At 35.0% G+C, this 13,175-nt stretch carries 11 protein-coding genes, 1 pseudogene and 1 riboswitch; of the genes and pseudogenes, 1 reads left to right on the forward strand and 11 read right to left on the reverse strand.

The window, feature by feature from the left end:
- From F8162_RS04595 to rraA, 7 genes are all read right to left on the reverse strand, one after another.
- Positions 1-723 carry a YwiC-like family protein gene (locus F8162_RS04595; protein WP_151634580.1) on the reverse strand — a complete coding sequence of 241 codons (723 nt, stop codon included), beginning with the start codon at positions 721-723 and terminating at the stop codon, positions 1-3.
- Between the two features lie 183 nt (positions 724-906).
- Complete coding sequence (locus F8162_RS04600) at positions 907-1,608, reverse strand: ECF transporter S component (RefSeq protein WP_151634578.1); 702 nt, start codon at positions 1,606-1,608, stop codon at positions 907-909.
- Positions 1,581-3,242 (reverse strand): ABC transporter ATP-binding protein, encoded by a 1,662-nt coding sequence (locus tag F8162_RS04605; protein ID WP_151634576.1) that lies wholly within the window; start codon positions 3,240-3,242, stop codon positions 1,581-1,583. Before F8162_RS04605 ends, F8162_RS04600 begins: the two co-directional genes overlap by 28 nt.
- A complete protein-coding gene (locus tag F8162_RS04610) occupies positions 3,215-4,093 on the reverse strand; it encodes an energy-coupling factor transporter transmembrane component T (RefSeq protein ID WP_151634574.1) in 879 nt (292 codons plus the stop codon). The genes F8162_RS04605 and F8162_RS04610 overlap by 28 nt, the downstream gene beginning before the upstream one ends.
- Before the next feature lie 27 nt (positions 4,094-4,120).
- A complete protein-coding gene (locus F8162_RS04615; RefSeq protein WP_151634572.1) occupies positions 4,121-4,951 on the reverse strand; it encodes a DUF4430 domain-containing protein in 831 nt (276 codons plus the stop codon).
- A gap of 207 nt (positions 4,952-5,158) precedes the next feature.
- Positions 5,159-6,964: a DUF4430 domain-containing protein gene (locus tag F8162_RS04620; RefSeq protein WP_151634570.1), complete on the reverse strand. Its 1,806-nt coding sequence runs from the start codon at positions 6,962-6,964 to the stop codon at positions 5,159-5,161.
- 338 nt (positions 6,965-7,302) lie between these two features.
- The gene (gene rraA / locus F8162_RS04625; RefSeq protein WP_151634568.1) at positions 7,303-7,782 is read right to left on the reverse strand and encodes a ribonuclease E activity regulator RraA; all 480 of its coding nucleotides are present in this window, start codon (positions 7,780-7,782) and stop codon (positions 7,303-7,305) included.
- A gap of 42 nt (positions 7,783-7,824) precedes the next feature.
- Between rraA and F8162_RS04630 the strand changes: the two are divergent.
- Positions 7,825-8,449: pseudogene (locus F8162_RS04630) on the forward strand (Na+/H+ antiporter NhaC family protein); the annotation flags it as partial.
- 142 nt (positions 8,450-8,591) lie between these two features.
- On the opposite strand, the gene F8162_RS04635 reads toward F8162_RS04630, so the two are convergent.
- The 4 genes from F8162_RS04635 to ybaK all read right to left on the reverse strand — a co-directional run bounded on the left by F8162_RS04635 (position 8,592) and on the right by ybaK (position 13,085).
- Positions 8,592-9,419: an endonuclease I family protein gene (locus F8162_RS04635; RefSeq protein WP_016135002.1), complete on the reverse strand. Its 828-nt coding sequence runs from the start codon at positions 9,417-9,419 to the stop codon at positions 8,592-8,594.
- A 507-nt stretch (positions 9,420-9,926) separates the two neighbouring features.
- Entirely contained in the window at positions 9,927-10,805 is an 879-nt protein-coding gene (locus F8162_RS04640) for a 5'-methylthioadenosine/S-adenosylhomocysteine nucleosidase (RefSeq protein WP_151634566.1), read from the reverse strand.
- A 175-nt stretch (positions 10,806-10,980) separates the two neighbouring features.
- A riboswitch (purine riboswitch) is annotated at positions 10,981-11,084 on the reverse strand.
- A gap of 578 nt (positions 11,085-11,662) precedes the next feature.
- Positions 11,663-12,514 carry a hypothetical protein gene (locus tag F8162_RS04645; RefSeq protein WP_151634564.1) on the reverse strand — a complete coding sequence of 284 codons (852 nt, stop codon included), beginning with the start codon at positions 12,512-12,514 and terminating at the stop codon, positions 11,663-11,665.
- Between the two features lie 94 nt (positions 12,515-12,608).
- The gene (gene ybaK, locus F8162_RS04650; RefSeq protein WP_151634562.1) at positions 12,609-13,085 is read right to left on the reverse strand and encodes a Cys-tRNA(Pro) deacylase; all 477 of its coding nucleotides are present in this window, start codon (positions 13,083-13,085) and stop codon (positions 12,609-12,611) included.
- Positions 13,086-13,175: the final 90 nt, after the last annotated feature.

Here is a 13,175-nt window from a genome sequence, read left to right on the forward strand (position 1 = left end):
TCAAATGGCATACTTCATAATTATTACCGTTATAATTAAAAAATATACAGAATTAGCAATTTCTAAAACCCCTACTTTTATAATAGAAATCTTTTTACCATACAGCATAATTGCTCGAATGACACTCGGTATAAAGATAAGAGAGCACCATGGATTGATAGCAAACACGATTATCGTTAACAGAATATGATAACCCCAAGATATAAAACGATACTTCGGATTATTTTTCTCACGAATCATCGTTTTCACATAAAACGTACTTCCTAAAAAATATAAAAATGATATAAGCGCAATAAATAGTGCTGTTTTATCTATGAGTTTCATTGAAAAATAATAACTAACTAAACCGCCAATACAGAAAACAATAATCGCACTAATATCATTTAGTAATGCTCTTTCATTTTTTTGACGAGCGTAATACATATTTACAATAAATAATGGAATCATTACTACTACGAATAAAAGAATGCGCCATTCATATAATAGAGAAATCATCCCAAATACGAACGCAATGAGAAAATATACAATTGCTGCATGTAAATACTCTTTTTTTCGTCTTTGCTTTATGTACGTAAGAAACGGATACGTAGCTAAATAGATAAAGAACCATGCTAAAAACAATGGAATATGATACATAGTAGGTTTCCCAAGAATGACACTTAATAGAAATGGTATAACGAGCATGGCCCATGCACCGTGTTGCTTCGGAATAACTAACTTCATTAACTATACACCTCCTCTTTGAAAATAGTTCTCACCTATTATTATACAAATAATTTTATATAGTAACGGATATATATTGGACTATTTTTTGACAATAAAAAATGCTCCTTACAATATGTAAGAAGCATGAAAGAGGCAAACGAATATGTAAGTCGCGACCCTACCTTATATGAATATGCTTTTCTATGCCATGTTATGCTTATCTAATATGCCATATTTCTTTTTGAATCTTGTAAGAATCGTAATCCAAGACGTACTAAATAATAGTAAGAAAATAACATTCGAAATCGCATGGCTCAAATCGAAATAAAAACTCGCAACATAGTACGCGACAACTGTTTCCCACGTTGCTTCCTGTATAAAACCGAGAAGCCCCCAGAAGTTCATAATCCAGCCAAATAAAAATCCAACAAACAATCCGTATAGTAGTCTTCCCCATAGCTTTTTCATTAAAAATGTATTACGTAATAATCCAGCTATAAAACCAATCATCCCCCACGAAAACATTTGCCACGGCGTCCACGGACCTTGTCCTAAAAAGATGTTAGATACGATAGCCGCTGTTGCCCCGATCATAAAACCAGTTTCACTCCCAAATACGATCGCAGAAACGATAATGACAAAAGAAGTCGGCTGTACACTTGGCAATATCGAAAAGGGTACGCGGCTAACTGCTGCAATTGCCGCTAACACAGCAACGAGAACAATTTCACGTGAAACAAACGCCTTTCTTTCAAAGCGGATATAGAAAGGTAACATAATAACAACTAATAAAAACAAACTACTTAACATGTAATAACCGTCCATGATAAGTGTCGTAAAGAGTAATATGCCTATTATTACTGCAAAAATACATACTATGAATGCAACATATCGTTTGGACACGCTTCGTACACATCCTCCCACGTTAATGCAAATGGCAATTCTTTTCGAATGAATCGATTGATAGATGTTGTATAAAAGAAGTTTCCACTAAAAAATTCTTTCGGTGCATCATTCATAATGACTGCTCCGTCAAATAACATCATACATTGATCAACGTATTTCGCTGCAAACTCAATATCATGCGTCGCCATTACAATTGTTGTACCTTCTTTTTGCAACTTCCTAAATAGCTCTCCTACTCTTTCTTTTTTCCACGGATCTAATCCCTTTGTCGGTTCATCAAGTAATAATAAAGTCGGCTTTGATAATAATGTTGTACATAGTGCAAGTAATTGTTGCTCTCCTCCGCTACAATCGTGCGGATGGCGTTCTTTAAGCGAGCTCAACCAAAACTGTTTTAGCATATCTTCTGCTATTTCTTTTCCTTGTTCCCCGTATAACTCACGTGCACGTTCATACACTTCTTCCCACACTGTATCAAATGTAAAATGATAATACGGATGCTGCGATACGTACCCGATACTTTTAAATCGTTCTTTCGAATCAATTTTATGTATCAATTTTCCATTCCACTTTACTTTCCCTCTTCTCGCTTTTTGTAAACCTGCTAAAATCGCTAACAGTGTAGACTTCCCTGTACCGTTTTTTCCAACGAGAGCTACCCATTTTCCTTTTTCAATCGATACGGTTAAGTCTCGTAAAATAAGTGAACTATTTTTTTCATATTGGAACGAAATATGCTCTGCACTTAAAATGACTTCTTGCTTTTCACTTTGTGCTATTGGCTCATTCACATATGATATCTCTGAAAAGTTATTCAACTTCATTTGCGCTTCTCGCACTGTAAACGGAATATCTTCCGCGTTCCACTCTAAAAACAATCTTGGAATTTGCGGAATAAATGGACGGAATTTTTCAACTTCCCACATGTTCGCTATAACCGTTTTAGGAGTACCATCATAGACGATTTGGCCATTATTCATACAAATAACGCGTGTTGCAAGTGGTATCACTTCATCTAAGCGATGTTCACTTAAAACGATCGTAATGCCAAGTTCTTCGTTAATACGTTTTAACAATCCTAAAAACTCTTTCGCAGCAATGGGATCTAACTGCGCCGTTGGTTCATCTAATAATAATAATTTCGGCTGCATAACTAATACCGCAGCTAAATTAACAAGCTGCTTTTGCCCGCCAGATAACGTATGAACAGATTGATGCAATAAATCTTGAAATCCTAAGAAGCTAATGAGCTCTGCTATTCGTTTTTGAATAATATGTGATGGTAATCCGATATTTTCTAAAGAAAATGCTAATTCTTGAATGACCGTATCCATTACGAGCTGATTTTCTGGATTTTGAAATACCATACCAATTTCTTGTGCAGATAATAAGTCAGGTACTTCCTCTAATAAAACGTCATCATAAAAAATTTCTCCTGAACGTGTACCGATTGGAAGTAATTCCTTTTTAAAATGTTTTAATAAAGTCGTCTTCCCAGATCCTGATCCTCCAGCAAGTGCAATAAACTCTCCTTTTTGAATAGAAAGAGAAATATGCTGTAACGCATATTCGTTTTCATCAGCATATACAAATGATAAATTGTTTATTTCTGCATGCGCCACCATAACCATTCCCTTCCTTCCATTATAATTGGTAGACTAATAAACATCGTAAATACGCCAAACATCATTCCATCGTATTGCTGAAATAGAATAGATTCGACTTTCGGATAAATGATTAACTTTCCTCCGCCATACGTACTACATACAATAGCAACTATAAATAGAATACTTAAATAACTGAGCGTGTACCAATCGCGTTTTTCCATTCTATACCGAATATATGTCGTACGCTTCGTTACACCAAATCCACGAGCTTGCATAGAATCTGCTGTCTGCAGTGCATCTTCTAACGAACAAATTAATAATACTTGCAGCAATTGCATACCATTTTTCACCCGTTCCACAATGGAACCTGCATCTACTTGTACACCTTTTGTCTTTTGGACGAGTGTTATTTTCTGTAATCGCCTCATAAACAAAGGAACAAACCTCACCGTAATCATCGTTAACAATGCTACTTTCGGTGAAATTCTAGAAAATAAATATAAAAATTTATGACTTGAAATAATATCATTATACGAAGCAAACGTAAACATAATCGCAACTAATAATAACCCCATTACGACTCCATACATAATCGCCTCAAGCTTAATGCGGCTATCACCTAACCAAAATAACGTAGTTCGACCTCTATGTGTTAATAACGAATTAAATAAAATGACCATAAAAAAGAAAACAATTGTGCTCGGTAACATCTTTCTTATCTTTTCGCTATTCCCTTGCATCACATTAATTATAACGATTAATAGAATTGCTCCAATTAAAAAAAGAGGATGAAGACACATCATACATAGTATCATCACCCCGATATAATAGAAAAAATTCACAAAAGGATGTAAAGACGAAAAACTTATTTTCATAGCCCTTTACCGAATACCTTTCTTAATTTAGTATACATACACCCATTCGATTGTATCTCCTGGCTTCACTGTAACTACACCCGCACTATAGTTTGGAAACGAACCGTTCAAACGATATTTCCATCCACTATTATCATTTACATCTTTTTCATATAAATCATTAATACCTTTTACGTAAATATCACCTTTAGAGCCCATTGCATCCACATCTAAACCTGTACGTTGCAATACTTTATAAACAGTATCGCCTTCTTGTACATCCATTTTTTTCGCACCTAACAAGTAGCCTTTGTCACCTTTTACTGAGATCGTGACTTGTTTTGCTTGTGGTTTTGGTGGTTCTGGATCTACTTTTGGTGGCACTGGCTTTGGAACCGTCGGAGTCGGTATCGTTTTCTCCTCTTTATTCGGATCAACCTTCTGCTCCTGCTTCGGTGTTTCTTTCGGTTGATTCACAACCTTCGCTTCTTCTTTTACTTCTGGTGCTTTCGGTTGTTGTTGCTGTTGTGGTTTCTCTTCTTGTGCTTTTTGCTGTTCTGGTTGCTTAGCAGCAGGCTGTTCCTGAGGTTTTTCTTCCTTCTTTACTTCCGGTTGTGCCTGTTGCTTTTCTTGTTTCGGCTTCTCTTCTACTTTTTGCTCTTGCTTCTCTTTCTGCTCGTCTTGCTTATTTTGCTCTTGTTCAGCTTGTTTTTCCTCCGGCTTTTCTTCCGGTTTCGCTTCATCTTTTTTCTCTTCTTGTTTTGCTACCTCTTCTTGCTTTGGTTCTACTTTTTTCTCAGGCTTTACAGCTGCCTCTTCACACCCGGCAAGTAGCCCCAGTGAAAGCATTAAAGAAATAAACCACTTCATCTTACTCATGTTGTCTCTCACCTTTCATAATAAAGTGAAACTTTAATAAGTGGGGGGCTTTTCCACCCCCCACTTATTATTAGTTGAACCAATCGGGCTTTTACGGGCAGTTAATCCCCACCTAACTTCCTCGCACTCGCTAACTTTTGAGGTGGGGATCTTACTGCCCGTTAATGCGGGATAAAATTAGGAGCAAATGATTGCTCCTAATTTTTGTTAAGCTGCTTTACGTCTCCATAATACATATGCAGCAGCAATACATAATACACCCATACCTACTTCTGTAGCTGCACTATGAGAAGATGCTCCTGTTTTTGGTAACGTGCTACCGTTTCCGGATTTTTTATTTTTAACTGGTTCATTATCGACAACAACTTTTAGCGTGTCATCTTTCGTTTCTTGTTGTACTTGTTTTTGTTCTTGTGGTTGTTCAGTAACTTCTTTTTCTACTACAACATTTTCTGAATCCACATTTGGTTTCGTATCGATTTCAGGAACAGATACATTTGACCAATCATAAATCGATTTTCCAAGGTCTTTAAACTGAAGTAAAGCTAAGAATGCTTGCTCTGTTGCCATTCCGCTACCGTTTTGATCACTTGGTAACCATTTGAATTCACCATTTGGAAGTTGGTATGACAGAAGATTTTGCATTGCCTTATGTAGACGGTTTTGATCTACATCTTTCACAAGTGATAATCCAATAATTGCTTGCGAAGCACTATTAGAATTTTCTTGTCCATCAGCAGAAAAACCACCGTTTTCTAGCTGCTGTTTATATAAATAGGCAACAGCTTTTTCTACAGCTGGCTTCACATCTGGTCGATCTTGATAAGGAGCTAATGCCGATAAAACCATACCTGTTACATCAACGCTACTAGCACTGTCTTTACCGCTTGCACTATCGTAAGTCCAGCCGCCATCTGTATGTTGCGCGTTTAAAAGCGCATCAACTAAAGCAACTCGATTCCATTTTGAATTCACTGGAACTTCATATTTCTTCGTATCAAATGCAAGTAAAGCAAATGTATAACCTGTAACAGAATTCACTTTATCTGATTCGTACAATTTTTGAACTAAATTATGTTCGCCTACCTTTGTAGGGTCTGCATACATTGCATTCATCATAATAATCGTTCTAGCTAAATCTGTCGCTGAAAAACGATTAATACGCTTTTCTACTTTTTCAGTTACTGCCTTAACATAATTTAATTTCGCCTCAATTGGAACATTCTTTCCAGAACGAGCAAGACCTAAAGCTACCCAATCACTTTCAATTCCATCTTGTAACATCTTTTCAGATGTCTTAGAGATTGCTTCATTTACTTTCGCTGCTGGAATTTGAATGTTCTCTTGCTTTGGTTGTTCTGGTTTTTCTTGTTTCGGATCATCCGTTTTTGGTTCTTCTGGTTTTTCTTGTTTTGGATCATCTGTTTTTGGTTCTTCTGGTTTTTCTTGTTTTGGATCATCCGTTTTTGGTTCTTCTGGTTTTTCTTGTTTTGGATCATCCGTTTTTGGTTCTTCTGGTTTTTCTTGTTTCGGATCATCTGTCTTTGGTTCTTCTACAGTTTTACAAGTACCAAATTTATCTAATGTTTGCTGTAATGTTTCCTGGCTCATATTGCTCCAGTCTGAAACAAAGCGGAAAACAACAACATCACCAGACTCTAATTTATAACTATCTGCCCCAACTTGTGCAGATGTATCATTTACATCGTACGTCCAACCACTTGTAGCCCCGGCCATCAAACCGTCGATGCCTTTTACATATGTTCCAAACGACATCGTTTCAGATTCTACTTTGTCCCCCATGACCTTTTGCAGCAAACTTAAAGCTGTTTCCCCATCTTTAATTTGCTCTTCTTTTGGACATAACATAATGCCCTTTTGTGATTCCCCAATAATTGCAAGTTTTGCTGTATTTCCTTCAGCAAACGTAATATGTACTGTATTCGCAAAAGAAACAAATACAAGTGTAACTGCCATTAACGACGTAAGCAGCCATTTTTTCAACATTGCCATCCCAAAATTTCCTCCCTTACTACTATTTACACAAAAAAAGGCCCTTCAAGGGCGTGCAATTGACACTCTTTTTTTGTAAGTGTCGAACAAACTGTGCAACACCTCCTACCCGCATCATTCGCGGCTATATTTGTATAGGGAAAATAATTTTGTTTATGAACGTATCATTGTGATAACATCCACTTTTCTAGGCAAAACTGACTTCCATTCAAGTTATCGTAAAACGATAAACCTATACATTCTGTTAATTTTAAATTTCTGTATTATTTTACTATTGACAAAGAATTTTGTCCATGCTTTATCGGATTTATTTTCTAAGAATAGTAACTTACTAGCCCTTAACGATGCAAACTCTTTTCACTAATAATAACGCCATCTTCATCAGCATACACATATTCATTCGACTTCCATTCTACTTGTCCAAATTGCAATGAAATATTCTTCTCGCCTTTTCCTTTTTTTACACTTCTATTTGGCATCGTCCCTAGCGCTAAAATACCAATATTAATATTCTTTAGTTCACTAGAATCACGAACATATCCATTCACAATAATTCCTGCCAGCTTTCTTTCCTCCGCAATAGCTGCCAAATTATCACCAAGTAACGCACAATTCGTGGATGCTCCACCATCAACAACTAATACCGTTCCTTCTGGCAAAGTTTGCAATCCTTCCTTCACTAGTACATTATCATCCTTCACTTTTACTGTTGCAATTTTCCCGTGAAATTGTTCTTTCTTCCCAAAAGACCGAAAAGACTGACGACATATTTGTAATTCATTCTCAAACTCATCACATAAATCTGCAGTTTTCCACATCTTTTTCCCTCTTTTCCTTATTCTTTCTATATAACATATTCTTTGATTATTTTCGTTTCCCTGTCTAATGTTGCAAGAATTTGTATGCGTAAGAAAAGGATAAACGCAAAAATGACCGCTACTTTTATTTTCATAGCAATTACAGCAGGAATAATAGGTGGCATGAAAGCAAACGATATCGCTTCTACTTTTCTAGCAGGCTGCCAAAATCTCATTTACGGTGCTTTAATCGTCGGAATGGCTCGTTGTATTTCAGTCATTCTAGAACAAGGCAAATTACTTGATACAATTGTTAATCAGCTAGCACAGTCTCTTGAAGGACATAGCCCTGTATTTGGCGTTCTCGGTATGTATGTAAGTAGTGCGGCATTACATTTCCTCATTTCATCTGGGACAGGTGAATCTGTTATTTTCATTCCGATATTAGCCCCATTAGCTGATTTCATCCATATTACACGCCAAGTTACTGTACAAGCTGTTTATGCTTGGAGAAGGTGTAGTGAACTGCCTCAATCCAACTTCCGGTGTTTTAATGGGCGTTCTCGCAGCGAGTGGCATTTCTTACGGAAAATGGATTCGATTTATAGCTCCACTTGCATTCATTTGGTTTATCCTCGGACTTATTTTTCTTATTGTTGGTGTGAATATTGAGTGGGGGCCGTATTAAAAGGCTCATATTATACTTAACTTGATAAAATATTGATTCTATTCTCCAATCCTATAAAAATCACTTATTCTAGTATAGATATAAACAGGGATTGACCATAGTGATCAATCCCTTTTATCAAAGTAAAATACCTTTAAGTATTTTAGTTCCAAATTTTATTTACCCATTCCGGATGATCAATAAAAGGATTACGATTATGTTGATATTTCGTAAAAATCACTTCATTACGCTTTCGCTCTAAATCATCTACCGGGTCTTGTTCATTCCATTTTAGTAAAACGGATAGTTTGCCCATGTATGGATCTTTATTGTTATTCACCTTTTCATTTAATTCTAAGTCTATTTCGCCGTTGTCTCCTTCATAACGAACAGCCATGTAAAATAGCATTCTAGCGATATCTCCTTTTACACTATCACGAGGTTCCCAAGAATCACTATCGTATTTACATTCTGTCGCTTCCGAATGATTCACACCACCATTATCAAAATCCAGATTTCCACGTGAACTATTTACAGATACATCCGTCGCTCTTAAATGATGCAAATCTGTTCCAGCTCCTGCAGTCGTTCCAAAATCACCGTGAGATTTTGCCCAAACATGCTCTCGGTTCCAATTATCAACTCCTGAACCATTCGTAAGTTTCCCTTGCGAACGCCCAGTATATAAGAGTATCACATTGTTTTTATTATTTGGATCTTCATCAGTATCTCTTAGTGCTTCCCAAACCGCACTGTATGATAACTTTGTATGATCATCAATAATATTATGAAGTTCCTTCTTTAATTCTAAACCCGTTTTTCCTATTGCATTATTATAATATGTATCGTCATAGCTTTTTACAGTAATCTCTTGTGGTGATGCAGAAGCTACTTCACCGTGTATGATATCTGTGAATGATAAAGATGCAGTACCTAAAATAAAAAATGAAGATAGTGTAACCATAGCAAGCTTTGTATTTCGAAACTTCATATACCCATTTCCCCTTTAAAATATAATTTGAAGCTATTAACTAAAAAGTGCTTTCTACCCCCAAAAAACTTTTAGAAAGCCATACCCATCCTTTTCTTTTTATTTAATACAAAACTCTATTGAGTCTGTATTATTTTCACACTTTTGGTTTATCTACTTCTCAAGGAATATCCTTCTCTAGTAAAGATTATTAAAATATTCTTTACAATTAAAAAGTAGTTTAATATTAACTTATTAATTTCAATTTTTTTATGCAATTATGCATATTTGATAAATCGTTCAAAAAACATTTTGAATAAAAATTAAGATGATAGTTTGACTTTTCCTTTTTCTATAATTGTCTTTATTTTTTTGTAAAACCCTTCTTCCTCTGAAGGATTAATACAAAAATAGATTGGATACCATGTAAGGCACCAATCTATTTTAATGAAAGGAACTTTGGTAATTCTGAGTTCACAACACATTGTGCAGTAATGATAACATTTTTATGTTGGGACAGAATTACTACTATTTATTTGGCAACGTATCAATATACTTTTTAACTACTTCATATACATATTCTTGATTCGCCGCCGCTGTATTTGGATTGTATTTGCCGCCGTTTGTTTTATTGTTAGATAATACTCGAATCCCTAAAAATGGTACGTCATAAGCTTTTGCAATTTGCGCCGCTGCAGCACCTTCCATTTCTTCAACAGATGTACCGTATTTTGTATGGAACCACTTAATTCTATCCACTTCATTATTCCAAAGATCTGCTGAACCTATAGTCCCTTCCACCACTTTACCTTTCGTATATTTATCTTTTACCGCATTAGCTGCTGCAAGTAAATCCTTATCTCCCTCGTAGTATCGGATTTTCTCAGCATTTGGATCTTCTCCTGCACTTCCTTCCGAAGCCAATAAGTCCATTGAAATCCATTTTGTCGGTTCAATTCCTTGATTCTCATCCATATTTGTTGTTTTTAATGAACCTATGTTTGCTACTTGTTTTCCTAAAACAATATCAAATACGTTTAAATTTGGATCGTGTCCACCTGATGTTCCTTGGTTAATAATCGCCTTAGGCTTATATTTTTCAATAGCCACTGCTGTAGCGGCTGCTGTATTTTCCATTCCTTTACCTGTTTTCGCTACGATTACAGGATAATTGTCGACAGTGCCTTTATAAAATACGAAAGTTCCAGACTTTTCTTCTTTCACATTTTTTAACCTTTTTGCAAACTTTTCAGCTTCTATCGGCATTGGTCCTTGAATTAAGATAGGTTTTTGATTACTTTTTGCCTCAACTTGTTTTGGACCCGCATTACATCCCGCAAGTATTGAGAATGACAATGCAACAGTAGTTACTAGGGCAGCACATTTTTTCAACGTATTCTTCTTCATAAATAATCTCCTCTTTCTCTTGTTGTTTTCTATACTCGATGCTTTTGGTCCAAACAAAAAAGTTCTAGAAATTGTAGAAGAATCTCTACTTTCTAGAACTACGGTAGTCAAAGTTAATTGAGCAAAAGATAAAACAAATGCCAAATTATAGATCGGTAGCGCTCATGAAATAGCACGGCCGAATACTTTAACCCGTAGTCCAGTTCTTTCATTGGGAACTAGGTAGAAACGCTCGGACCATATTACCGAGTATATACGAGTGATGATGTGTAAAATTATTATATTGGTAATATATCAAACTTTTAGTGTGCACGCAATCTAAATGTGAACATTTTTATTGAAAAAAATTATAATGTTCGTTTTTATAAGTGAATTCGATAGTATTTTTCATTTCATAATGGATAATAACCAGAAAAAACTTACAATCCAAATTTCGAATTAGATTGACCTACAACGACCGATCTTTTACCAATAATTAATCTTCCTCACTTTGAGCTATAAGTCTTATTCCACTCATATAGTGAGATAAAATATGGATTTAAAGCCGACTTTCCTTAACAAAATCACCCGTTAGGAAGCATTCATCTAAAATAAAAAGAAGCTCCAAATTATATTATATTTAAGTCATAGATATTAAACTTAATAAAATCAAAGGCAGGAACATATTTGATATGTTCCTGCCTTTTTATTGTCAGGTACCGATACATAGCCATCTAGCTAAGATTTTGAAGTGCTGCAAATTCAAAAATTTTATCTCATCACAGTTTTCTATAAGAATCCAGTGAACAGCCTATTTACATCATTTTCGAAAGCCGAAGTTAAAAACCCTTAGTTTCTTGCTCATTTAATGCACTACATTAATCTAGAAATTCAAGTAATTTCAATCTTTCAATTATCATTGACTTATACTTGATAGCTTCATATTGTGAATTATCAATTTTTGTCTTTTTTATATTTAACATATCAAATATTTCTCTTTCAATATCTCTTCTTGCTTCTAAAACTTTAATTGTTCCGTCTAAACCGTGATAGTCTTTCATTTTCCCATACCCTTGATTTGTATAATACTCAATAAATCCAGCAGACCATTCTTTTGCTCTTTCATTAAATACCTTTCTGAATGAGAATTCTAAATCATCTTGTTCTATATAAATCAATACTGGATTTAATTTCTCTATGATTTTCGCTAATGCATTAATATAACTTTTAACTTTCTCTTTTTCTTCACCATATTTAACCATTCCGATTGTTAATGGATTTTGTATGAAGCAACATTCAAAAATATAAATTTTATTTTCGTTGTTGGCTATTTCAACAAAATCTCTCCATTTTTCAGTTATTAATTCAATATTTTTCTCTAGCGGTAATTCATATATATCATTTTTAAAAATGGTATTTAATAAACTTTCAGGAAAATTAGAGCTGGATTCATTTTTAATTTTTTTATATGGCAATAAATAATTGTTTCCTCGCTTCGTGACTCTATCACTAATTACTTCCCTAAAATCACCACTATTCACTAACAAACTTTCGAATTCACTTTTATCAAAACAAGATACCCCATCATAATCAGCAGGGTGGTCTGGATTTCCTTCCAGAAATAACTGAACGTCAATATTTTTTTCAATTAGAATATCGTAAAGCAAGTTTGCAGTGGTGGATTTCCCAAAACCAGGAAGCCCTTCTACTATGATTAATTTTGTATTCAAAAAAATCTACACCTTTCTAAGACAAAACGGACTAATTATCCTATAAATCTTTATCTAAATTCACTAAAACTAGAACTTCTTTTCCTATGTATCATTATTTCGTTATCTCACCAAACTGCGCTCTCGTCACTTCCGCTAAGTCATTAACTTTCAGCTCAATTTGTATACCAATCTTCCCGCCGCTTACGATGATCGTTTCAAGCGATTGCGCACTCTCATCAATGCATGTTGAAAATAACTTCTTCATCCCTACTGGTGAACAACCACCGCGAATGTATCCTGACACTTTCGTAATATCTTTAACAGGAATCATTTCAATCTTCTTTTCACTGACCGCTTTTGCGGCAGCTTTTAAATTTAGTTCCTCATCTACCGGAATAATAAACACATGATAATTTTTACTATTCCCTTGAGCGATTAACGTTTTATATACTTCTCTCACTTCTCGTCCAATTTTCTCGGCTACTGATACGCCATCAATTTTTCCATCGTCCGGATCATATGACATCATCGAATATTCGATCTTTTCTTTATCTAATATTCGCATCGCATTTGTTTTATCTTTTTTCATGGTTTTCTCCTTAAAAGGTTATTTCATATTATTAAGTTTTATTATACACCTTTTTCCATTTCTCCTACATAACTTCACGTATATTTCAAA

Source organism: Bacillus sp. CH140a_4T (assembly GCF_008923725.1).
In the GTDB taxonomy this organism is placed as follows: domain Bacteria; phylum Bacillota; class Bacilli; order Bacillales; family Bacillaceae_G; genus Bacillus_A.